At 34.1% G+C, this 22,896-nt stretch carries 20 protein-coding genes; 3 read left to right on the top strand and 17 right to left on the bottom strand.

Going from position 1 to position 22,896, the window contains the following annotated elements:
- Positions 1–95: 95 nt before the first annotated feature.
- The 5 genes from fmt to folK all read right to left on the bottom strand — a co-directional run bounded on the left by fmt (position 96) and on the right by folK (position 6,165).
- Positions 96–1,043 carry a methionyl-tRNA formyltransferase gene (fmt, locus tag LO744_RS04695; RefSeq protein WP_230667420.1) on the bottom strand — a complete coding sequence of 316 codons (948 nt, stop codon included), beginning with the start codon at positions 1,041–1,043 and terminating at the stop codon, positions 96–98.
- 90 nt (positions 1,044–1,133) lie between these two features.
- Complete coding sequence (locus LO744_RS04700) at positions 1,134–3,035, bottom strand: RecQ family ATP-dependent DNA helicase (RefSeq protein ID WP_230667421.1); 1,902 nt, start codon at positions 3,033–3,035, stop codon at positions 1,134–1,136.
- 78 nt (positions 3,036–3,113) lie between these two features.
- On the bottom strand, positions 3,114–4,562 hold the full coding sequence (locus LO744_RS04705) for an OmpA family protein (protein ID WP_230667422.1): 1,449 nt from the start codon (positions 4,560–4,562) through the stop codon (positions 3,114–3,116).
- 51 nt (positions 4,563–4,613) lie between these two features.
- Positions 4,614–5,723, bottom strand: coding sequence for an outer membrane beta-barrel protein (locus LO744_RS04710; RefSeq protein ID WP_230667423.1), 1,110 nt, complete (start codon positions 5,721–5,723; stop codon positions 4,614–4,616).
- A 28-nt stretch (positions 5,724–5,751) separates the two neighbouring features.
- A complete protein-coding gene (folK, locus tag LO744_RS04715; RefSeq protein ID WP_230667424.1) occupies positions 5,752–6,165 on the bottom strand; it encodes a 2-amino-4-hydroxy-6-hydroxymethyldihydropteridine diphosphokinase in 414 nt (137 codons plus the stop codon).
- An 18-nt stretch (positions 6,166–6,183) separates the two neighbouring features.
- Between folK and sppA the strand changes: the two genes are divergently transcribed.
- Entirely contained in the window at positions 6,184–7,938 is a 1,755-nt protein-coding gene (sppA, locus tag LO744_RS04720; protein ID WP_230667425.1) for a signal peptide peptidase SppA, read from the top strand.
- 73 nt (positions 7,939–8,011) lie between these two features.
- Here sppA and LO744_RS04725 read toward each other — a convergent pair whose 3' ends face one another.
- From LO744_RS04725 to rpmB, 5 genes are all read right to left on the bottom strand, one after another.
- Complete coding sequence (locus tag LO744_RS04725) at positions 8,012–8,263, bottom strand: GlsB/YeaQ/YmgE family stress response membrane protein (protein ID WP_230667426.1); 252 nt, start codon at positions 8,261–8,263, stop codon at positions 8,012–8,014.
- A 55-nt stretch (positions 8,264–8,318) separates the two neighbouring features.
- On the bottom strand, positions 8,319–9,272 hold the full coding sequence (ftsY, locus tag LO744_RS04730) for a signal recognition particle-docking protein FtsY (protein ID WP_230667427.1): 954 nt from the start codon (positions 9,270–9,272) through the stop codon (positions 8,319–8,321).
- Positions 9,273–9,457: 185 nt separating this feature from the next.
- Positions 9,458–9,610, bottom strand: a complete 153-nt coding sequence (locus LO744_RS04735; protein ID WP_089853914.1) for a DUF4295 domain-containing protein — start codon at positions 9,608–9,610, stop codon at positions 9,458–9,460.
- Between the two features lie 19 nt (positions 9,611–9,629).
- Positions 9,630–9,812 (bottom strand): 50S ribosomal protein L33, encoded by a 183-nt coding sequence (rpmG, locus tag LO744_RS04740; protein WP_027373683.1) that lies wholly within the window; start codon positions 9,810–9,812, stop codon positions 9,630–9,632.
- A 4-nt stretch (positions 9,813–9,816) separates the two neighbouring features.
- On the bottom strand, positions 9,817–10,059 hold the full coding sequence (rpmB, locus tag LO744_RS04745) for a 50S ribosomal protein L28 (protein ID WP_034760742.1): 243 nt from the start codon (positions 10,057–10,059) through the stop codon (positions 9,817–9,819).
- 239 nt (positions 10,060–10,298) lie between these two features.
- Between rpmB and LO744_RS04750 the strand changes: the two genes are divergently transcribed.
- Positions 10,299–12,011 carry a T9SS type A sorting domain-containing protein gene (locus LO744_RS04750; RefSeq protein WP_230667428.1) on the top strand — a complete coding sequence of 571 codons (1,713 nt, stop codon included), beginning with the start codon at positions 10,299–10,301 and terminating at the stop codon, positions 12,009–12,011.
- Between the two features lie 301 nt (positions 12,012–12,312).
- Here LO744_RS04750 and lnt read toward each other — a convergent pair whose 3' ends face one another.
- Positions 12,313–13,956, bottom strand: coding sequence for an apolipoprotein N-acyltransferase (gene lnt, locus LO744_RS04755; protein WP_230667429.1), 1,644 nt, complete (start codon positions 13,954–13,956; stop codon positions 12,313–12,315).
- A gap of 52 nt (positions 13,957–14,008) precedes the next feature.
- On the opposite strand from lnt, the gene LO744_RS04760 reads away from it, so the two are divergent.
- Positions 14,009–14,437 (top strand): VanZ family protein, encoded by a 429-nt coding sequence (locus LO744_RS04760; RefSeq protein WP_317207246.1) that lies wholly within the window; start codon positions 14,009–14,011, stop codon positions 14,435–14,437.
- A 155-nt stretch (positions 14,438–14,592) separates the two neighbouring features.
- Here the strand turns inward: LO744_RS04760 and proC are convergent, their stop codons facing one another.
- The 6 genes from proC to LO744_RS04790 all read right to left on the bottom strand — a co-directional run bounded on the left by proC (position 14,593) and on the right by LO744_RS04790 (position 22,797).
- Positions 14,593–15,396, bottom strand: a complete 804-nt coding sequence (gene proC, locus LO744_RS04765; RefSeq protein WP_230667430.1) for a pyrroline-5-carboxylate reductase — start codon at positions 15,394–15,396, stop codon at positions 14,593–14,595.
- Positions 15,397–15,411: 15 nt separating this feature from the next.
- Entirely contained in the window at positions 15,412–15,981 is a 570-nt protein-coding gene (locus LO744_RS04770; RefSeq protein ID WP_230667431.1) for a hypothetical protein, read from the bottom strand.
- Positions 15,982–16,058: 77 nt separating this feature from the next.
- Complete coding sequence (locus LO744_RS04775) at positions 16,059–17,207, bottom strand: cytochrome-c peroxidase (protein WP_230667432.1); 1,149 nt, start codon at positions 17,205–17,207, stop codon at positions 16,059–16,061.
- A 1-nt stretch (position 17,208) separates the two neighbouring features.
- On the bottom strand, positions 17,209–18,708 hold the full coding sequence (locus LO744_RS04780; RefSeq protein WP_230667433.1) for a DUF6850 family outer membrane beta-barrel protein: 1,500 nt from the start codon (positions 18,706–18,708) through the stop codon (positions 17,209–17,211).
- Positions 18,709–18,770: 62 nt separating this feature from the next.
- Entirely contained in the window at positions 18,771–20,003 is a 1,233-nt protein-coding gene (locus tag LO744_RS04785; RefSeq protein WP_230667434.1) for a DUF4876 domain-containing protein, read from the bottom strand.
- A 34-nt stretch (positions 20,004–20,037) separates the two neighbouring features.
- On the bottom strand, positions 20,038–22,797 hold the full coding sequence (locus LO744_RS04790) for a TonB-dependent receptor (protein ID WP_230667435.1): 2,760 nt from the start codon (positions 22,795–22,797) through the stop codon (positions 20,038–20,040).
- Positions 22,798–22,896 lie beyond the last annotated feature (99 nt).

Below are 22,896 nucleotides of genomic sequence, written 5' to 3' on the forward strand. Positions count from 1 at the left end.
CGCAAGTGAATTTTTAAGATTCTAAAATTGACAAATGAAGTAGATTGATTGCAAAGAAAATTCACAATTGATATATAAAAAATGGCTTGATTTACTCAAGCCATTTTTATTTCGTCGAAATTCCTAAATCCGTTTAGGAAATCTTTGATATTCATTCTTTTTTTTCCTTCCAGCTGTAATTCTAAAGGATAATAAATGCCGTCTTTGGTATAGATTTTAAAATCATTTTTAGAAATTTCTAAACTTCCGACAGGTTTTTCATGGTCTGAAAGTTCAAATTTACCGCCAAATATTTTTAAACCTTTTTCTTCTTCTCCAATTTTTATAGTGGTGAAAGCTGCAGGATAGGGCGACATTCCTAAAATAAATTGATGTACTTCTTTTGAAGTTTTAGCCCAGTCGATTCTGGTGTCTTCTTTAAATATTTTAAACGCATTTTTTGGATGTTCTACTTCCGGCTGAGGTTTTTCTATAATTGAATTTTCGGCTAATTCATCTAAAGTTTTCACTACTAGTTTTGAACCCATTTCCATTAACCTATCGTGAAGATGTCCTGCATTTTCATCTTCCAAAACCGGAATTTCTTCCTGTAACAAAATATTTCCTTCGTCAATTTTTTCGTTGATAAAAAACGTAGTTGCACCTGTTTTTTCTTCGCCATTAATCACTGCATAATTGATTGGAGCAGCTCCTCTATAGTCTGGAAGTAATGAAGCGTGAAGGTTGAAAGTTCCCATTTTAGGCATTTCAAACAAAACTTTAGGCATCATTCTGAAAGCTACGACCACAAAAATATCGGCGTCAAGTTTTCTTAATTCTTCTAAAAATTCTGGATTTCTTAATTTTTCGGGCTGAAAAACGGGAAGATTATTTTCTACAGCAAAAACCTTTACAGGAGACTGATTGATTTTCTGTCCGCGTCCGCTTGCTTTATCGGCAACGGTGACAACGCCTACAATTTCATGATGAGATTGATGAATAGCTTCCAACGCAGTCTTTGCAAACTCCGGAGTGCCTAAAAAAACGACTTTCAATGATTTCATGATGCAAAGATAAAACTCTTGAGTTATAAGTGAGAAATTAAGAGTTATGAATTTTTAGAATGCAATTACTTATTACCAATTATTCATTATTTATGTCAATGCGTAGGTTCTAAAATTCAGCATCTTTACTTTTCCTGAATCCAGTAAGTAAATTAAATTTTCTAAAATATTTTCTTTGGTATGAAATTGCAGCTGTATCGAAATTTCTTCGATGGTTGCTGGCTTTTTATTTAAAACTTTGATGATTTCTAAAGAAACATTTTTTCCGAAAATCGATTGTTTATTTTTTTCGCAAACCGTACATTGTCCGCAGGTTTTGGTGTTTTTTTCGCCGAAATAGGAGAGTATCAATTTCATTTTGCAATATTGATTGTCCTCGATGAAAAATTTCATTTCTTCCCACTTCTGGATTTTGTTTTTCTGAATATGTTCGAAGAGTTTCCAGTAGATTCCGTTGATGGTTCTTTCGTCGCGTGGTTTTAAAAATTTCACACTGGCTAAAGCTCCGTCAATATATTCAAGATAGTTTTTTTGCTGCAGTTCTTTCAGTCGCTCTTTAATCAGATGAATGCTTACGCCTATTTTATTGCTTACATTCTGCTCGCTAAACATCACTTTGTGTGTAGTAATCCCAGAAATGCTGCGCAAAAGAAGTTCGATAAAATAAGCATCTTTCTGTGGAAGCTGGTTTATTTCATCGGGTTTAATGAGAAGCTCGATAGAAGATAAACTTTTATTACTGTTGTGAAAAATAATTTCCTGAGTATGAAGGAAATTTAAAACATTTTTGATTTTTGCATTTGAAAGTTTCGTGAAACTTTGGATTCCTGAGGTATTTAATTGAAAAACCTTTTCGGGAAGTTCAAATTCAGCCACCTGAAATTTAGAATACAGATAAGAAATGATTTTTAGAAACTCAGCTTTATTGGGAATCTGATTTTTTAGAATCTGGTCGAAATTTGAAATTTCCTGCTTATTCCAAAGCATAAAGGCATAACTTTTTTTGCCGTCTCTTCCTGCACGACCGATTTCCTGATAATAGTTTTCAATCGACTGAGAAGGGGAGAAGTGAATGACGAAACGCACATTGTCTTTGTCAATCCCCATCCCAAAAGCATTGGTTGAGATTAATACATTTTGATTACTGTTGTTCCAAAAATTCTGTCTTTCATTTTTTTCTTTTGTTGACAATCCAGCATGGAAATAATCTACATTTTGAATTTTGTGTCGGTGAAGAAATTCGGTGAGTAATTCTGCGTCTTTTCGGGTTCTCACATAGATGATTCCTGATTCTTTAGCATATTTCAGAATATTAAAAACCTTTTGAAATTTATCTGAAATCTCTTCTGAGAATATTTTAATATTATCTCTGCTGAAACTTTTCTGAAATATTTTCGGATTTTTGAGCTCTAGCTTAGTTTTAATTTCTTCTAAAACTTTAGGTGTCGCTGTCGCTGTCAATGCAAGGCACGTAATTTCAGGATTATTTTTTCTAAAATCTTTAATGTTTTGATAGCTTGGTCTGAAATCTTGCCCCCATTCTGAAATACAGTGTGCTTCATCCACCGCAATAAAAGATAACTGAATCTCCTCAATCTGTTGAAGAAATATTTTGTTGGTTAATCTTTCGGGCGAAACATAGAGTAGTTTTGTTAAACCATCTTTGCATCTGTTGTAAATAACTTCAGCATCAAACTCATCCAATTCTGAGCTGAGATACTCTGCTTCAATACCTCTGAATTTTAATTGATTTACCTGGTCTTTCATCAATGCTAATAATGGTGAAATGACAAGACAGGTTCCTTCCTGTAATAAAGCAGGAAGTTGGTAACATAATGATTTTCCGGCACCGGTGGGAAGTAGAACTAACGTGTCATTTCTGTTGATAACAGAATCAATAATCTGTTCTTGTGCATCTCTAAAATGGTCATAGCCCCAAAAATGCTTAAGAGTTGATTTTTTAAGTTCATTAAAATACTGCGGAAGAATCATAAGGTAAATGTAAGAAAAGTATTGAGACAAAAAAAGCCACGCAATGCATGGCTTTAATTTATAATAAGATTTTTTTTATTATTTAGCTTCGAAGTATACTCTTCTGTTTGCTCTGTTTTTCCATTCAGGGCATTTTTCAGCAGGGTCACATTCTGGGTATTTTAGGTCTTTTTCACCTCTACCTACAGCATTGATTTTGTCTTTACCCACACCATTTTTGATAAGGTAATTTTTCACACTGTTTGCTCTTCTTTCAGATAATTTTTGGTTATACTCATCTGTACCTTTTGTATCAGTAGCTCCAATTACAGTATATGTTGCATTTGAAGAGTTGATATAGTTAACGGCGTTGTTAAGAATAGGAGTGTTGTTAGGTAAAATTCTGTCTGAATTAAAATCAAACTCAATTCCTTCCATATTGGTAGTTATTTCTTTTACCGGTCCACTTGGTTCAGTAGGAGCTAAAGGACAACCTTGGTTTTCTACTGGTCCAGGAACTGTTACACACTTATCGTAAAGATCGATTACTCCATCTAAATCTGCATCAAGAGCTACACCAGCACCATCAACTCTTGCACCAGCAGGAGTATCAAGCTGTCTGTCCCAATCGTCACAAACTCCGTCATTATCAGCATCTCCTTTTTTACACACTTCAATATCTTGGTTTTTATTTGCCAAAACATCTAGTTTGTAATAAATTTCCTGCAATGGATCGTGCCACATTAGGTGAGATTCATGTTTTCCTAATTTTAAAGATAAACCAACGGTTGCGTTGAAGAAATTGTCAGAAACCTGTTCTTCTCTTTGGTTAATAGCACTATATTGTGCACCACCACCATCAAACTCATCAGAACCTGAGTAAACATACATTAGTCTTGTTTCAATGTCTAATCTTCTGTTTACTTTAAATTTAACCCCCGCTCCAGCTTGGCCGAAAAGTGAATTAAGTTTAAAAGGTTTTACTTCAGACACTAAGCTTTGTCCGGTTGCATCTTTTTGATATGCTCTAAAGGCTAAAGCACCAACACCTGCATATCCGTGTATTGCCCATCTGTAAGTAGACTTGTTATCAACCCTTCTTAAAAGGTTTGAGAAATTGATGTCTCCTAGTAATGAGATTGCGTCGTATTGTGTTCTTGCACCTACTGCATTTGCGTCAGGAGCAGAGTCTTTTGTATTAAACCAACCTTGTCTTGTTTCTCCTCTGTCATATTGTACCTTAAGACCGAAAGCATGAGTAATTGCTTTATCGATACTTACATATGCAGAGTAACCGAAAAGATTTTTACCGTTACCGTTTTTAATGGAAGTTAAATCTGCTGATTGTATCAAAGGTACACCTGCTCCAAATGACACCGCCCAATCATTAAATCTTTTAGATTTTTGAGTGAAAGGTGAAATATTGGCAGAACCAGAAGAAAATGTATTTGGATATTCGTCGGTAGAAACTACGGCTATTGAATCTTGTGCATAGCTTACTGTGGGAACAGCTAGTGCTAAGGCAACAATTGCTAAACTTAATTTCATAGTATGTATTTTTATTTATTTAGTTAATTAAATGAGTTTTTTACTGTATGCTTAGTTGATAGGGCAACCATTATTGTCTGGTGACCCAGGAACGGTAACACATTTGTCGTATAAATCGATGACACCGTCAAGATCCATATCCAATGCTACACCAGCACCATCTACTCTCGCTCCTGCAGGAGTATTCAATTCTCTGTCCCAGTCATCACAAACACCATCGTTGTCATTGTCTCCTTTTTCGCATACCACAAGCTCATTTGCCGTGTTGTCTAGTACATTTGTTCTATAATAAACTTCTTGTAAAGGATCGTGCCAAGCTAAATGAGACAATTGCTTACCTAATTTAAACGATACCCCTAAATTAACAGTTAGCATATTGTCTGATCTTTTGTCGTTGATCATATTATATTTAGAAACGGCACTGGTTATTTCATAATCTGCAGGACCTGCCCATCCACCGCCATCGAATTCATCATCACCACTGATAATGTACATTGCTCTGGCTTCGATATCGATCAATTTTGAAACATTATATTTTAAACCTGCACCCACTTGATAGTAAAATGAACTAAGATCCATTTTTTGATCTATAAATAAAGGTACTCTTTTAGGTGAATTACTCCATCTAAATTCGTCATTATCATGTAAAGAAGTATTGAAACTCATGAAACCAATTCCTCCATACCCATGTAATGCCCATCTGTAATGGGAGTAATTGTCAACTCTTCTTAAAAGATTAGAGAAATTAACATCTCCTATTAGAGCAATTTGATCGTATTTTGTCTTTGCTTCTCCTACACCGGCTGTTTTTCCACGAGGGCCTAGCTGTACTCCTTTTTGATTAGTTTCTCCTTTTTGGTAAGCAAGGCTTAGCCCAAAAGTGTGCGAGATTTGTTTGTCTAAGCTTACATAGCTGTTGTATCCCAAGTTTATCTTTTTACCATAAAAAGAAGTAAGATCTGAGGTAGCCATAAAAGCGGCACCTCCACCTACGGAAACGGACCAATCTCTGAATCTTCTTGCTTTGTTGTCAAATTTTTGAACATTTGCAGAACCAGAAGAAAACGTATTGGGGTATGCGTTTGGTGAGTTTATGGAAATACTGTCTTGAGCATAAGTAGCAATAGGCAAAGTGGCCAATAATAATAAACCTAATTTCATACAATATGTTTTATGTGTTTGTATTTTTTTAAATAAAATCTTTTAATAATATCTTAGAAAATTCTCTTTTAAAAAGATGTTTGTTATGAGGGATTTCTAATCTTTCTGATAAAAATTTTAACTCATCATACTTCACAATATCAATATCAATAATTCTGTCTGTATAAACTTTAGAGAGAGTAGAATCAGTAAGTCGACCCATCTCAATCTCTATTTTTTTCACATAATCAAGCAGTTGAATAGGTGATAGGTGAGTAGATATTATTATTGCAATATTACAAAAAATATTAGAACTGACAAATTCTACGGGTTCTGATGTTAAATATTCACTTTTTTTTAATATGGAACTGGCTTCGCTTATTTTGAGTAAAGCCGTGTCGATATTATTTTTTTGATTACCAATGTTACTTCCTAGTAACAAAACCACCTTATGTTGCGACATATAGAAAAAAGATTATTTATGAAGAGTTTCTTTAAAAATGTATTAGCAAATATAGTGGCTATAGTCATATTATGCTTCGTGTTTTTCTTCTTTTTTATTATCATGATAGTTGTCGGCTCTATGAGTGGTGAGAAATCTGTTGATGTAAAAAAGAATTCTGTTTTAACAATCAATCTGAAGACCTCTATTATTGATAGTCCCACAGAAGAAGAGCAGAGTATTTTTAATATCAAAAATAAAAATACAAACATCCTTATTTATGATGCTGTAGAAGCTATTCATAAAGCTAAAGATGATGATAATATTAAAGGAATAAGTATAGAGACTGATCATATTAGTGCAGGAACTACTCAGATTGATGATTTGAGAAATGCTATTGAAGACTTTAAAAAGAGCGGGAAATTTGTTTATGCATATGGAAATTCTGTTTCTCAGTCTTCATATTATCTAGGTTCTGTTGCAGATCAATATTATCTTAATCCATCTGGAGGTATTGAGCTTAAAGGATTGGCTACTGAAGTTACCTTTTTCAAAGATTTTGCCGAAAAATATGGTATTGGGATTGAAGTAATCCGTCACGGAAAGTTCAAATCTGCGGTAGAGCCGTTTTTAAGAAATGATATCTCGCCAGAAAATCAGGAGCAGTTGAGTACCTTATTAAATGATATTTGGGGAAATACTTCATCAAAAATGGCTGCTTCAAGAAAAATGAAAGCTGAGGAATTCAAAACTGTAGTAGATAGTTTATATGGAATGATTCCAGATTTAACGGTAAAATATAAATTGGCTGATCAACTGATTCAGAAAACTGAGTATGATCAAATTATCAAAACAAAGTTGAGTATTGCTGATAAAGATAAACTTAACAAAGTTTCGCTTCAAAAATATATCGCTTCATTTAATGATAACGATAGCTCAGGTGAAAAAGTAGCGGTTTTATATGCATCAGGTTCTATTAATAATGGAGATGGATACAACGATATTTATTCTGAAAAATATATTAAATACATCAAAGATCTTCAGGAAGATGACAACGTGAAAGCTGTTGTTTTAAGAATTAATTCTCCGGGAGGAAGTGCCAATGCTTCTGACGAGATTTTATTCGAGCTTCAACAATTAAAAAAGAAGAAGCCTCTTGTAGTATCTTTTGGTGATTATGCGGCTTCAGGTGGTTATTATATTGCAATGGGGGCTGATAAAATTTATTCTGAACCGAATACCTTAACAGGGTCTATCGGAGTTTTCGGAGTATTGCCTTACTTTAAAGATATTGCCAATAAAAACGGAGTGCGTTCTGATATTGTTGCTACCAATGCCAATTCTGCTTATTATTCTTCATTGCACGGTCTTACGCCTTATGGAGTAAACTTAATGACGAGAAGTGTAGAAGGTACGTACAAAAGATTTGTTCATTTTGTGACTCAAAACAGAAAGAAAACTTTCGAGCAGATTGATAATGTTGGTGGTGGAAGAGTTTGGAGTGGAGTTCGTGCAAAAGAAATAGGTTTGGTAGACGAATTAGGAACTTTAAATGATGCTGTGAAATTTGCGGCACAGAAAGCAAACTTAAAATCTTACAATGTTGCTTCGTATCCTAAAAAGATGACGGCTTTTCAGCAGATTTTTGAAGATATGAATGAAGATGATATTTCTGCAAGAGTGATTAAAAATAAAATTGGTAAAGCCAACTATGAAATTTTAGAACAGCTTACCAGTGAGAAATTAAAATCTGAGGTAAAAATGGAAATGCCTTACAGAATCAAAATCGACTAAATTATATTGTTCATAAAAAATCCCGATTTGAAATTTTCAAATCGGGATTTTGCTTTTTAAATAAAACTATGTTTTATTTTCTGGTAGCCATTCGATAGATTGCTAGAAGTAAAACAGATCCTCCAATAGCAACAAGAAAACTAGAAAAGTTAAATCCTGTTACGTCTACTCCGAAAATCATAGAACCAAGCCATCCTCCCAGCATAGCTCCTAAAATGCCAATAATTATTGTTATAATCCATCCTCCAGGGTCTTTTCCAGGGTGTAAAGCTTTTGCAATTGCACCTGCAATAAGTCCGAAGATAATCCATGTTAAAATTCCCATGATTTTAATTTTTTAATGTTAATAAATTTGAATGATTTGTTTTCAAAAAAAGAATTTATCTCTTCTTGAAGAACGAATCTACAAACTCTGTACCATTAAAAAGTTGAAGGTCTTGCATTTTTTCTCCAACACCTATATATTTTACCGGAATCTGAAATTGATCTGAAATACCAATAACAACCCCGCCTTTTGCTGTTCCGTCTAATTTTGTTACGGCTAAAGCATTCACTTCAGTAGCTGCTGTAAACTGTTTTGCCTGTTCAAAAGCATTTTGACCTGTAGAACCATCAAGAACCAACAAAATCTCGTGAGGAGCATCAGGAATTACTTTCTGCATCACTCTCTTGATTTTAGAAAGCTCATTCATCAGGTTTATTTTATTGTGAAGTCTTCCTGCGGTGTCTATAATTACGACATCGGCATCTTGAGCAACTGCACTTTGTACAGTATCAAAAGCCACAGAAGCAGGATCTGAACCCATTTCCTGTTTTACAATCGTAACACCCACTCTTTCACTCCAAATGACAAGCTGATCTACAGCGGCAGCTCTGAAAGTATCTGCAGCTCCTAACACTACTTTTTTACCTTCAGATTTAAACTGATGTGCCAATTTTCCGATGGTGGTAGTTTTTCCTACACCATTTACACCGACAACCATGATAACGTATGGTTTTTTACTCGTATCAATGTTTCCACTTCCTGCATGAGGGTTTTCCAAAAGAAGTCCAGAGATCTCTTCACGTAGAATTTCGTCTAATTCGTTTACGCCGACATATTTGTCTCTGGCAACACGTTCTTCAATTCTCTCAATGATTTTAATGGTTGTAGAAGCGCCAACATCAGAAGCAATCAATATTTCTTCTAGATTATCTAGAACTTCATCATCTACTTTGCTTTTGCCGACTACGGCTTTAGTCATTTTTTCAAAGAAACCCTGATTAGATTTTTCCAAACCTTTATCTAAAGTTTCTTTTTCTTCTTTTTTGAAAATATTTTTAAACCAACTCATTGTATGAATTCTGGAATTTTATTGATTAATCTTGCAGGCTGGGTGATGGAAGTGGGATGTTTGCAATTCTACAGTTTAGGTATGAGTGCTACATTTAGCTTCTGGCTTCCAGCTTAGAAGAACAAAGATAACAAAAAAACTACCCAAAATATGAGTAGTTTTTGTATTGTAAATAAAGTTCTGAATTATTTTTTCAAATAACCTTCAACTTCGTCTGCATTCATTACTTTTTCTTCGAAAACGTAAGCTCCTGATTTAGAAGACTTCACCATTTTCACGACTTTAGTCATTTTCTTAGACTGTCCGCTTTGTAGGGTTGCTACTACTTTCTTTGCCATGGTAAATTATATTTATAAATTACTTGATTTCTTTGTGAAGGGTAGATCTCTTAAGAACCGGATTGTATTTTTTCAATTCCAATCTTTCTGTAGTGTTCTTTTTATTTTTTGTAGAAATGTATCTAGACATTCCTGGCATACCGCTTTCTTTGTGCTCTGTACATTCAAGTATTACTTGAACTCTATTTCCTTTTTTTGCCATGATTTTAGTTCTTTTTAATCAATCCTTCTCTGATGCCTCTTTCGATAGCCTCTTCGATTCCAATCTTGTTAATGATTCTCAATCCATGAGCTGAAACTTTAAGCGTAACGTGCTTGTCTTGCTCTGGAAGGTAAAATTTCTTTTCCAATAAGTTAATTTCAAAACGACGCTTCGTTTTGTTATTAGCGTGGGAAACGTTGTTACCAACCATTGCACGCTTTCCTGTTATCTGGCAAATTCTTGACATATCTCGATGTTCTTATTTGTATAATATTTGAGGTTGCAAAATAACGAAGATTTTTTTAGATAGACAAGTCTTTGTGTAAATTTTATAATAAATATTTATCATTTTTAATGACTTACCAATTCATTTACATTCTTTAAAGTCTCTCAGATGCGGGCATGTGATAAATATCAGTCTCCATTTTATACCTGAAATAATATTTGATAGTATCTTTGTTTTTAATTAATCTAAATAAAAATAAAATGAAAAGATTATTTATTTTTGCCTTTCTTCTTCCCATGATGTTCCAGGCTCAAACTTTTTCTGAAGTTCCCAGCAACATCAAAAATTTCTATTACGGGTCTAGTGATATTGGAGATTTTAACAATGACGGAAAGCCGGATGTAATATATAATGGAGCGATAGATACTGATGCTGATGGTTCTGCTGATCTTACCTTCAATGAGGTTTATACCAATAATAACGGTGTTTTTTCAGAGTATGGATATTTAGGGATTGATGCTACTCATTTAGGAGATATTAAATTTATAGATTATAATAATGATGGCTTACTCGATATTGTTTCTACAGGATTGAGTTATCAAGATATTGTTAATTATAAGCATTATCGTTTTTTGAATAACGGAACAGGTTTTTCTAAAGTGGAAGATACTGCCGGAAAAACTTTTGGTTCAATAGAAGTTTTTGATTTAAATCACGACGGTAAACAAGATTATGCAATCAACGGACCTCAATATGTGAATGGAACTGGTTTTGTTTATGATTTAAGCCTTTATGAAAACTCAGGAAACGGTTTTCAATTGACTCAATCTTGGCTTCCCGGAACTCAAAACGGAAGTTTTAAAGTTTTAGACCTGAATAATGACCAATTGTTGGATGTCGTCATTTTTGGATATGATAAAAATACAGATCCGGTTTTTAAAACGTATCTCAATTCAAGTACAGGACTTCACGAATCTCAAACTCTTTTACCTTTAGCGAGCGGGAAATTGGCTTATGCAGATTTCAATGCAGATGGGTTTTTAGATTTGGTGGCGATTGGTCAGGATGGAAACTATGATGAATATCTTGGTGTCTTTATGAATGACGGAACCGGTCAGTTTATCACTCAGGAAATTTCCGGAGAAGGGCTTTCTGCTTCAAGTGTAGATGTAGGTGACCTTAATAATGATGGGTATTACGATTTTGTAGTCATTGGTGATGATAAAAATAATGACGGATTGGTGAATGTTTTTCTTTACAATCCGGCTTCTCAATCTTTTACAAAAGCGAGCAATACTTCTTTATATAATTTAGGCGGATCAGGAAATATAAAGCTCTTCGATTATGACGGAAACAATCATTTGGATGTTTTAATGACCGGTTTCGATTGGGCAGATCCAGACTTAAATTCATTCACCAAATTGTATAAAAATACATCTACCGAAATCAATTTAAAACCAACGGCTCCAACCAACTTGAATGTAAGTAAAACAGGAAATACATTCAATTTTACATGGAATGGTGCTGCAGACGATAAAACTCCTGCGAATGCTTTACAGTATGAAATTAAAGTAGGAACAAGTCCGGGAGCGCAAGATGTCGCAAAATATATTGTGACCACACCTTCCTGGTTTTTAACGCTTGATTCATCTATTCAAAATGTGTATTGGAATGTAAGGTCAATCGATGCTTCAAAAGTTTATTCTGATCCGTCTGTGGAAAATACATTAAACGTAACTGATTTCTCTTCAAAAACTCAATTGTCAATATATCCAAATCCGGCATCTGAAAAAGTTTTTATTAAAGGCGAAAAAGCCTCTGCAATAGAAATGTACTCAATGGAAGGTAAAAAACTCAATGTACAACTCAACAGTGATCAATCTATCATTGTTTCGGATTTTCCAAAAGGAATGTACATCCTGAAAATTAAAATTAAAGACAACTGGATAACCCAAAAACTAATCATCAAGTAAATAGTAGTTTGATTTTGATTTTAAACTTAAATTAAACAGAGAAAACCAGCCTTTTGGCTGGTTTTTGTATATAAAATAGTTTAGTACAGGACATTTTTTTAACTGCAAAAGTGACAAAAGATTTTATAGTGGATAAGTCATCCAAAAGCTAACAAACAAGTGATAAAGTTTTAAAAAAACATTTTGTAAACTTTTGAATTTCTCTTTTTCCAATCATTTTTTTGATGCTTTTGCGGTTAAAAAGAGATTTTAAGTTTTTGTCATGTACTAAAATAAAATAGAGTCAGATTATCTTGGAGATTTATTTTCCGTTTTCTTTCTTCATTTTATTCTGAACTGTTTTAATCAAAAAATAAAACAGCAAAAATCCTAAAGCAAAAATCGAAACTCGCGAAAGGAAATCTCCCGCTCTTACATAGAAAGTTTCACCTTCATAAAGATTCACTTTAGCAAAAAGCGCAGTCTGATCGCCATAAAAAGTATCTTCTAAAATTTCACCTTTTGCATTAATATGTGCCGAAATTCCACTGTTTGCAGATCGTACAATTTCTCTTCGGGTTTCAATCGCTCTTAGTTTTGCATAAGAAAGCAATTGTTTGTGACCTTGGGTGACGCCCCACCAAGAATCATTCGTCATAATTCCGAGGAAATTGGCTCCCTTTTTTACATAATCGGTTACAAATTCACCATAAATACTTTCGTAACAGATAATTGGGGCAATTTTTCCTTTATTGTAAGGGTTTGAAAAAGCAACACGTTCTTTATCGGTTCCCAGCGAAACAACGCTTCCTCCCAAATCAAGCATTACATCGCCCAAAATTGGTTTTAAAACATTGACATACGGGAAAATTTCAGCTCCAGGAACGAGTTTTCCTTTATGATAAACTTCCACTTTTTGATTCGGAATAATCTGCACTGCCGAATTGTAGCTTTCTACCCAAACTCTGTCATTGATAGGGTAGGCGTCTTTTGGTAAATTATTTTTATCTAAAAAATATTTGTGAGAAGAAATTCCTGTTGTAAAAACAGACCCTGGATGTTTAGCAAGAAAAGCTTTTACATTGTTGAGCAATTCACTTTTTTCAAAAGCCGTTTCTGAAATAGAACCTCTTCCCGGAATTGCAGTTTCCGGAGCGATGTAATAATCAATTTTTCCTTTGGTATTGTTTTCAGCGAGCTCTAAAAGCTCTTTCTGGATGGTAATGCTGTCTTTAGAATATTTTTCCCCATAAGGATCAAGGTCAGGCTGCAACATTAAAACACTGACTTCACCAATCGGTTTTTCATTAAATTGATTAAATTTTATCAATGAAATAATCATCGGAAGACCAATTAATAGTGCAGTTGCCGAAATATTTATGATTAAATCTTTTCTTTTCCTTCCTGCTTGCCAAATTCTGATGGTATAGAATATCAATAAATTAACAATCAAAATCCAGAAACTTCCGCCGGTTGCACCCAACGTATCATACCATTGTATCAGTTTTGGATAATCTGAAAAAGCATTTCCCAGATTCAGCCAAGGCCAGGTTAGTTCCCAATTCAGATGAAATTTTTCAAAACTCATCCAGATTGCTACCAAAAAAGCCATTCCCCAATACGTCCCCTGAGCATTTTTATACCAATGATAGCATTGAAAAACAAGAGAATATAAAAGAGAATTAACCAAAACAGGAAATACAACGGCAAGCAGCGAATGACTTCCATCCGGATTTTTTGCGCCATACAGCCAACCTGTTGTTACAATATTCCAAATTACAAAACATAGATAAGAAAGACCAAAAACGACCCAGCTTTTTCTTTTGTATTTTGAAAATTTAGAAACATCGTGTTCCATCATTAAAAGCGGAACGAGGGCAAAGAATATAAAAAACGGAACTCCGTAAGTCGGCCACGAAACCGAGAGCAACATCGCTGAAATGAGCGTAAGTAAGACGTATTTCATTAAATTAGTTTAACACACAAATTTAATGCTTTTGAAATGAATAACTTTGCAAATGATGTTAAAGAAATTTTATAAAATTATCATTCTTCCTTTTACGGTATTTCTTCTCTATTTAATGTTTTTTGGAATGGGAAGAATGCAGTTTGAGGATCATATTGTAAGAATTAAGCCAATTATTTCAACAGTTTGGTTTATTCAAGATACAATAAGTTGGTTTGATATTGTTAAAATTGTCTTGGGAAATGTGGTGATGTTTATTCCCTTTGGTTTTTTAGGTTGGGTTTTTCCTAAGTTAAATAATTTGAAAAGTCTCATCATAACTTTTGTTTCCACCATTGTGATTATAGAAGCACTGCAGTATTTTTCAAGATTAGGAGTTTTTGATGTTGATGATGTTATTCTGAATACGTTTGGTGTTTTTTTAGGATGGCAAATGAAAAGAATGCTTGAAACTAAATTTAGGAAATTTGTAGTTGAATAATTTAACGTCAAGTTTGTCATTCCGCAGGAATCCCAATGAGGTTTTTAGAATTGTTTACTTTAAAAAATTTCACAGATTATACAGATTTCGCAGATTTAAAATATTCAATAAAATCTGCTTCATCAGCGAAATCTGCGTGCGACCATATTTTAAATTTAACCATTCAATTCTTTAGCGCGTTTTTCAGCATTCAAAATTCCTTGTTGCAGAATTTTTTTGAAATCATTTTCTTCAAAGGTTTTCAATGCGGCTTCGGTTGTTCCACCTTTTGAGGCTACATCTTTTATCAAGTCTTCAAGACTTTTATCAGAATTATTGATGAGATGATAAGCACCCAACATGGTTTGTTTTACAAAAAGTTTAGAAAGATTTTCATCGATTCCCATTGCTGTTCCGGCTTTAATCATCGCATCTACAATATAATAAAAATAGGCAGGTCCGCTTCCTGAAAGGGCAGTAACTCCATCGAGTAAATCTTCATTTTCCAAATAGACCGATCTTCCGGTGCTGTTTAGAAGTCTTTCGATATTCATGAGTTGATGAAAAGAAATACCTTCTGCAGAAGTGTAACCTGTAATTCCCATTCCTAAAAGAGTAGGAGCGTTAGGCATGGCTCTTACAACGAATTTATGATTGAGTAAAGTCTGGATTTTTTCAATTTTAATTCCCGCCATAATCGATAATATCATCTGATTTTCATTTAAAGAAAACTGAAAACTTTCCGCTGCTTTTTGAAAATCCTGAGGTTTTACAGCAATGATGATAAGATCGGCATCCAAATTTTTCACGTCTTCAAACACAGAAATTTGGGATTTGGGAAACTCTTCTTTTATTTTTAAAACGTTCGATTGGCTTCTTGTAATAAGGTGTAGGTTTTCAGGTTTGATGAGGTCATATTTCAAAAAAGATTTTGAAAAAGATAAACCCATATTTCCGGCTCCGATGATGGCGATTTTCATATTTGTGTTGGTTGTTTATTCGATTAAATATTTTCTGAATGTCAAAGAATAAAGGTCATTAAAAGTTATGAAATTAATGTTTTTAAATAGAATTTTGTCAGGTGTTTTTTCAATTTTTCCGGTAGCATCATAATTTTTAATGACTACTGATTTTTCATTTATTTCTAAAATTTCACCAATTGAAAATAAATTTTTCTTTTTTGTGGAACTTTCGATAATGCAGTGGAATTTTTGCTTTTTTAGAGATTTAAATAATAATTCGAAATTCTTTAATGAAGTATTATTGGTAATTTTTTGATTAAATTTTATCAAACCTTCTTCTGAAAATATTTTCTCAGAAGTTTTTTCAAACTTTTTGTGACGGGTTCCTTCAATTCTGTTGTAAGGAATAATTTTTATTCCATCTAAAGTAAAATTATGAGATTCCTGAATCATCAAAAAATGATCTGAAATATTCAGAATGAAGCCTGATGTGAGTTTTTCAGGACATTGTTCGGAGAAGTAAACTTTTACGTAATGCGTTTTATTAATATGATTCTGAATCGTTTGTTTTAACTCTTTATCAGAAGATTTTTTACCAGCCATAGCTTTTTAGAAAATTTGAACTAAAATAAGCTATTCTGTTAAAACGAACGAAGAATTGGTTTTAAAAAGAAATTAATTTATTCCACAGGAAACTCCGGTCTTCTCATTTTATATTTTGTACCTGAGAGAGATTCAAGGAAAGAAACCAAAGCTTTTATTTCTTCTTTATTTAGATCTAATTTCTGCAATAAAGGATCTGTAGACGGATGAAGCGGATCTGCCAATTTTTTCTCTGCGTTTGGGTCTAGTTGGTGCATTCCGCTGTTGTACATATTGACAACGCCTTCTAGGTCATCAAAAAGACCGTTATGCATCCAAGGTTGAGTTAATGCTAAATCTCTTAATTGTGGAGTTTTAAATTTACCTACGTCTTCTGCTTTTTTGGTGATATTGTACAAGCCAAGATCTTCATATTTTCTTTTGTAATACGTTAAACCAATATTATGGAAAGATTCGTCAGTCAAATATTTTCCGCTGTGGCAATTCATACAACGTGCTTTGGTACGGAAAATATGCATCCCGTAGATTTCTTCGTCAGTTAACGAACTGTATTTTCCTTCCAAAAATTTATCAAAACGACTAGGCTGGCTTTTGATGGTTTTCTGAAAATCGGCAATAGCTTTTACAATTTTATCGTAGGTTACTTTTTCGGTTCCGTACGCGTTTTTGAAAAGCGGTTTGTATCCTTTTATATTTTGGATTTTTGCAGGCAGTGTTTTCACATCCATTGCCATTTCGTGGTGCGCTCCAAGTGGTCCGGAAGCTTGCTCTTCAAGAGTTTTTGCTCTTCCGTCCCAGAAAAAAGAAGTTCTTTCGGCAATATTGTAAAGAGAGATGGTATTTCTGTTTCCTAAAAGATGATCGTTTCCAACGGCAACACGTCTTCGGTCTTGCCATCCCATTTCGGGGTCGTGGCAAGTGCTGCATGAAATCTGATTGGATTTTGATAATTTAGGATCGAAAAAAAGCATTTTCCCTAAAATAACATTCGGTTTATCCTGTTCTGTGAAATAAGCAGAATCTGTTTTAATAGCGGCAAATTCCTGCCACTTTACACCGTGATCAATATTCGGTTTTGGCCATTCTACAATCGCCTTTTTGTAACTTTTTACAATATCCTCAATAGATGGATCCTGAATGTTGGAAAGGTCGGTGCTTACTTTTGAAGTAAAACTCCACAGAAAAATGATCATTAACCCTAAACCCCAATAAATACCTTTTTTCATTTTAAAATGTAATTCCTAAACTTGCGCCGACAAAATTATTGTTTTTTTTCTGAATTTTCTGTGATTGATATTCTGCACTTACAAAAAATGCCGGAAGTTTCTCCAATTTGATGTCATATCTTAAAGACGCTCCGAAAGTACTGATGTCGCTTGCCTGGAAGTTGTAGTCATGCAATATCCACTCATTAATTTCCTTGCTTTCCATAAGGCTCAATGCATTGATTGACTTATTGACCATTCTTTTAGAAAAATAAGGTTGAAATGAAATCGTTTGATTGGTACTAATTGACTGACGGTAATCTGCAGTAAGACCAAAATACGAATATTCAAATTTCTGCCCTGAATTAGGATAAAGATTTCTTTCTTTAATTTCTTCATACCCAAAAAATGGCGAAGCGCTCACTGTAAAATTATCAGTATTGTACTGATACAAAACTTTTACTAAGCTTACAAAATTTTCTGAACGGTAAGATTTTCTTTTAAATATTTGTTGGGTAGCATTGGTGTTTGCAGAATATCCAAATTCTGACCCCGTTCTTACAATAGCTTTGTAGTTGGCTGAAACTCCGATTCTGTGTTTTTCTTTAAGAGTGAAAAACTTTGCTCCTTCTAGCTCAAGATTTTTATTTTCAAGTTCTGAAATTTCAAAAGTTGTACCTGAGCCACTATCACGATGACTCTTGGTGTTGTTTGAGCGTCCTGCTGAAGCACGAAGGTAAAAGTCTTTTCCTTGTCGATTGCTTATTTGAGCTCCTCCTTTATAGCCAAACTCCTCAAAAGTTTGGGTAGGATTTACACCACCGCTGAAAAAGTAATTTGAAATACCCAATCCTACCATTTGGTAGACAAAAGGTTTTCCTAAAACACTTTGGAAATTTAAAGAACTGTTTTGAGTATATTTATTGAATGATCCAAAAACTCCCAATTCATATTCTCTGAAAATTGTATAGTTTACTCCTGCATTTACCGATAAATCTGATGTTGTACTTTTTAATCTCGGATCGCGACTGCGGTACCCTAATTGTGCAAGATAACTTATTTCACCACCTACAGTCCATTTATTGATTTTCTGAGATAAACCTCCAGCAAAATAGTAGCGTTCCAAATTTAAACTTCCACCGAGAGAGTCTGCGGTTGTATAGGGTGCAATGCGTTCATAATCTAAATTTTCATTCCATCGGAAAGGTCTTTTTTTCAAATTTTGATAACTTGCATTTCCCCAGACTGTACGATTTGGATTGAGTTTTAAAAAAGATTTTGCATTGACAGTTAAACCTTTTTCACCTGCACCAAGCTGCTGGCGATATACTTTTTGATTATCATTATGATAGCCGACATTAAATTCTGAGAATGAAGAAGAACTATAATCCGACTTATTTGCCGGATTATAGTAAAATTGACTTCTAAAATTTCTTTCGATACTGTATTGATTATTGATTTTCTGATAAAGCTGAATGCTGTCCTGCGCTTTTACAGAAAGCGAAGCAAGAGCTATAATCATCAGTGAAAAAGAATGTTTTAAATTGAGCATAGTTTTAAGTATTATTCAAATACTAATTTTTATTAATGTTGAATACCGTCTTTTAAACTTGGTACTGCATCTTTGGTAAAATCGTTGGTAGAATTGTTGGTATCCATGTAGAGATTTTTACCGTTGGTCATGGTTCCTGCAGTTTTACGCCTTACTGATTTTCCAAAACGATTGGCATCGCTATCGGTGGCTCCAACAGAAGTCCACCCTGAGTCAATACCTGGAGCAGTTAATGTATGAATGAATTTTGTCGGCACAGAATTGTTTTCAGCATCAATGATCCATGAATTAGGGATGGCATAAGTACTTTCAGGCTTTACAGCACCAGCACTATTCACATAAGTATAATCGTATTTGTATTTGCTAAGGAAGCTGTCTTTATTTTCTCCAACTGGGAATCTTGCAATTACATAACTTTCAAAACCTCTGTTGTGAAGGTAAAACATATCGTCAAAACCCATTTTTGTAAAAATGATATCTGCATTTGGTACACTTGGGTTATCTACCTGTCCCAAAGATGTGTTTTTTGTTGATGGAAATTCAAAATCTGCGTTGTGCAAATCGTAGGCTGTACTTGTATTCTGTTTGTGATTAATCGCATTGTCTGCAATCACAATAAAATCTCCCGGCTGTACTGGATATTGGTTTCCGCTTCCAGGCAATACCATTACTCCTTTTACGGGAAAAGATAAATTTTTGTTGTAAGGAGTTGGGTTTTTGTCATCTGTTGTCAAAAATTCAGACTGTCCGATGATTAATTGGTCCGCAAAAAGAATCTTATTGGTATTGTTAGTAATTTTAAAATAACGGCTGGAATTGTAATTTTTGTTGTCGGATGTTTTTACCCCTGCGAAAAAAACTTCTTCAATGATAAAATCTTCATGGAATTTTTTTACAAACAAAGGAATTGTAAGATTTTTAACAGCTGAAGTAACATCTGTTTGTCCGGTACCTGCAGCTCTTACTTCTTCGTTGCTGGCAATTACAACACCGTTTACTGTAATTTTATATGAACCATAAGCAACTTCAAAAGAATGCGCATTTTCTTTATTTAGTGTTTTTTTAATTATGGTTTTGGTATTGATTTCCATAATTTCTACCTCCAAATTGATGTATTCTGTAATATTTTCACCTGTAAAATTAAGTGTCAATACACCGTTTTGTTTTGCGGTTACTCCAAAATCATCATCACTTGAGCATGATGTAACGGTAAATCCTGTTGCCATCGCTGCTACTAAGCTTATTAGTATAACTCTTTTTTTCATGTCGTTTTCTATTTGCTATGTATTACTATTTATTTTAAAAATTATAATTCAGCTCCATTCCGAAATAAGGAGTATTAGCACCTTTTCGGTATACCGTAACATTGTTGAAAGTATAAGGTGCGCTATAGTTGAAAATTCGCGTCACAAACATTGATGTACGAAGAGCTTTGTAAATACTTTTAGTGATTTTCAAGTTTCCTATAATCGTAAAGGTGTAATCTGTCGGCATATTATCGGTTACAGAAACGTTTCTTACCAGCCATTGTTTGTACGTATCTGTTTTGTCTGCTTCGGTAAAAGGGTGAATAATACCGTCGATTCCGTAATAAGAGATAGGTTCTGCAATACGCTGGTCTTTCCTTTGATGATCAAATATACTTCCTTGGAATGATGCAGAGATTGTTAAATCTAAACTAGGAAGATAAGTGTCGATAAAAAGATTGTAATTCATATTAGAATTCACATAACCGTCATCATTCTGGTAAATTCCATAGTAAGGAAATCCGTCTGAACCAATAGATGCATTTGGTCTGAATACAATAGGAACTGAGTTTCTTAATTGTGTTTTAAAATAGGCTCCACTTAAAGTAAATCTTGTGTTAATCGCTTTAAAACGTGGTGATGTATATCCGAATTCAATACCGTTTTTAATGGTTTCACTTCCATTTTCTGTGACTGTATATTCGGCATTAGTTTTTCGGTCAGTGTAAGGAGTGTCGGCCAAATTAGGCCCGTTATTCCATTGTGAAAGATCTACTTGTGATGCATCATATTGTTTGTAGGTGTGAAGAACAGTCTGTTTCATCGGGCGGAAACCATTCGCCATATTTTCTTTGAAATAGGTGAAGAAAAAATTGTGATTTTTATAAGAAAGATCAAGTCTTATTTCTTTTTTGATGCTTTTAGCGGCTTCAAGATTTTTGTTTTCAAGATTTTGTACATACGTCATAAAATTGACGTAACGATATTGAGCATCATTGTGATAATAATTCAATTGAGTATAATCCCAGTATTTTCTGTTGGGGTATAGCATCAAAAGAGTAGGTTGCTTGTAAAATTGTCCGTATCCAATAGTAACATCCGTTTTTAAAGGAGCGTTATCAATCATTACATGGGGAAGATTGTACTGAAGATTTAGTCTAGGTTCTACAAAAACTTTTTTGCTGATGGCGTAAGAATTGTCTATTCCCATTTGTTTTGAAAATCGGAATCCGGTGTATAAAGTAAATTTATGCTGATCGATCGCATAGCTCATCTGATCTCCTAAAAATGCAGCCATTAAATTTGAGGCAGGAATATCATTAAACGGTCTTGGTCTAGAATTACTTAAGTCAGCGGTATAAGGTGAGTTCATATCGTAAATCAAACCTCTTCCGTTGTTTTTAGAAAACCTCCAGTCTAAACCGGCTTCATATTGATGGTTGATTCCAAAAGTATTTCTTGTTCCTGTAGTTTGAAGTAAGGCTGTAATGTCAAGTGGTTTACCTTCTGTGCTGTATTCACTGATGTATCGCAGCACCGGAAAAACACCCACGTTTTCTCCTTGCTCAGTTGCCAAAGAAAAAGACCTAGGCCCAGATAATTGCACCAGTTTGGTCTGATCTATTCTTTCAAATCCTTGTCTGATGGCGGTATTAAAAATAATTTTATCAAAAAATGAGGCCTTATTTAAATTATAAATAAAATTATTGGTAAAGCTTATTCTCGTTCTGGTTTGTTTGTATCGGTCAATGTCTGGAACACCATTATCAGGGTCATTTTTTTTAGAATCGATATTGGATGAAAAATCGATGTTTGAGCGCCATTCTAGAGGATTAGACCAAAGCGTGCTTTTCTTTTTCGACCGAATAGAAGCGGTCATTCTTTGGTAGTTTTCAAAATTATCGGTAGGGTCGGCTTTAGAGTCTAAAAAATCTGCTCCTGCACTTATTTGCCAGTTTTCATTGATTTTAAATCCTTTCCCTACGTAATATTGCTTGCTGAAACCGTCTGCTTTAAATCTTGCCTGCAAAGGAGATTCTCCAATTTTTCTTTCAATTTTTATCACTCCGGAAGTTAAATCTCCATATGATGCAGAAGGAATTCCTCGGATGATTTCTACTTTTTCGATATCATTGGTTGAGATGGTTCTCATATCAACTCCGGTGGTTGCAGTTTCTCTTGCTTCAGGTGAATAACCAAATTGTGATTTATCCAAAGAAACCTGCATATCTGCATTAGAGTTGATTACATTTCCGTCAATCATGAATTGAGTTCCCAGAGCACTCGTGTTGTATTCTGTGGTTCTGTATGAAAGATTGCCTCTGTTTTCACGAAGGGCAGGTCTGTTGTTAACGCTTAAATTCGGGGTTTTTGCCAATCCACCCGGTAAAAGCTCCATCAAATCTGTAAAGCTTGAGGGTTGCAAATGTTCCATCGCTTTTCGGTCGATGATGGTTTTTGTTACTAAGCCCTTACCTTCTTTAGAAAAAATAACGATTTCTTCAAGTTTATCTACAGGCTGAAGCTGAAAATTAAGTGTTTTTGAATTGTTTAAAGTAACATCAAACTCTTTTTCCTGATAATTGGTGTGAATGATTTTTATGTGATGCTTCCCTTCGCTTAAAACTAGTGTCGCATGACCATTTTCATCGGTAGTCGCTGAGGTTTGAGAACTTTTTATAGAAACACCTTTTAGTTTTTGTTGGTTTTCACCCGAAATACTAATGTTTAATTGTAATTTCTCGTTTTGAGCTAATAAAAGTTGAGAGCCCGAGAAAAAAAGTAGTATAAATGTTAAAAGCCTGATCGTCATTATTTTAGTTTATCGAAAGCAAAATCGACCGCAAAAATATGAATTAAATCAGCGGATATGAAATTTATTTAGAACAAATTAAAATAACTGATAAATGTC

Origin of the sequence: Chryseobacterium turcicum (assembly GCF_021010565.1) — a bacterium.
GTDB classification, from domain to species: Bacteria; Bacteroidota; Bacteroidia; order Flavobacteriales; family Weeksellaceae; genus Chryseobacterium; species Chryseobacterium turcicum.

Excerpts from the sequence above, each read along its gene's own strand:
- LO744_RS04785 (WP_230667434.1), bottom strand. The coding sequence starts at position 20,003 with ATGAAAAAAAGAGTTATACTAATAAGCTTAGTAGCAGCGATGGCAACA.
- LO744_RS04770 (WP_230667431.1), bottom strand. The coding sequence starts at position 15,981 with ATGGCTGGTAAAAAATCTTCTGATAAAGAGTTAAAACAAACGATTCAG.
- fmt (WP_230667420.1), bottom strand. The coding sequence starts at position 1,043 with ATGAAATCATTGAAAGTCGTTTTTTTAGGCACTCCGGAGTTTGCAAAG.
- LO744_RS04760 (WP_317207246.1), top strand. The coding sequence starts at position 14,009 with ATGATGTTAAAGAAATTTTATAAAATTATCATTCTTCCTTTTACGGTA.
- LO744_RS04780 (WP_230667433.1), bottom strand. The coding sequence starts at position 18,708 with ATGATTATAGCTCTTGCTTCGCTTTCTGTAAAAGCGCAGGACAGCATT.
- LO744_RS04735 (WP_089853914.1), bottom strand. The coding sequence starts at position 9,610 with ATGGCAAAGAAAGTAGTAGCAACCCTACAAAGCGGACAGTCTAAGAAA.
- folK (WP_230667424.1), bottom strand. The coding sequence starts at position 6,165 with ATGTCGCAACATAAGGTGGTTTTGTTACTAGGAAGTAACATTGGTAAT.
- ftsY (WP_230667427.1), bottom strand. The coding sequence starts at position 9,272 with ATGAGTTGGTTTAAAAATATTTTCAAAAAAGAAGAAAAAGAAACTTTA.
- LO744_RS04700 (WP_230667421.1), bottom strand. The coding sequence starts at position 3,035 with ATGATTCTTCCGCAGTATTTTAATGAACTTAAAAAATCAACTCTTAAG.
- LO744_RS04790 (WP_230667435.1), bottom strand. The coding sequence starts at position 22,797 with ATGACGATCAGGCTTTTAACATTTATACTACTTTTTTTCTCGGGCTCT.
- proC (WP_230667430.1), bottom strand. The coding sequence starts at position 15,396 with ATGAAAATCGCCATCATCGGAGCCGGAAATATGGGTTTATCTTTTTCA.
- LO744_RS04725 (WP_230667426.1), bottom strand. The coding sequence starts at position 8,263 with ATGGGAATTTTAACATGGATTATCTTCGGACTTATTGCAGGTGCAATT.
- lnt (WP_230667429.1), bottom strand. The coding sequence starts at position 13,956 with ATGAAATACGTCTTACTTACGCTCATTTCAGCGATGTTGCTCTCGGTT.
- LO744_RS04775 (WP_230667432.1), bottom strand. The coding sequence starts at position 17,207 with ATGAAAAAAGGTATTTATTGGGGTTTAGGGTTAATGATCATTTTTCTG.
- LO744_RS04750 (WP_230667428.1), top strand. The coding sequence starts at position 10,299 with ATGAAAAGATTATTTATTTTTGCCTTTCTTCTTCCCATGATGTTCCAG.
- LO744_RS04710 (WP_230667423.1), bottom strand. The coding sequence starts at position 5,723 with ATGAAATTAGGTTTATTATTATTGGCCACTTTGCCTATTGCTACTTAT.
- sppA (WP_230667425.1), top strand. The coding sequence starts at position 6,184 with ATGAAGAGTTTCTTTAAAAATGTATTAGCAAATATAGTGGCTATAGTC.
- rpmB (WP_034760742.1), bottom strand. The coding sequence starts at position 10,059 with ATGTCAAGAATTTGCCAGATAACAGGAAAGCGTGCAATGGTTGGTAAC.
- LO744_RS04705 (WP_230667422.1), bottom strand. The coding sequence starts at position 4,562 with ATGAAATTAAGTTTAGCAATTGTTGCCTTAGCACTAGCTGTTCCCACA.
- rpmG (WP_027373683.1), bottom strand. The coding sequence starts at position 9,812 with ATGGCAAAAAAAGGAAATAGAGTTCAAGTAATACTTGAATGTACAGAG.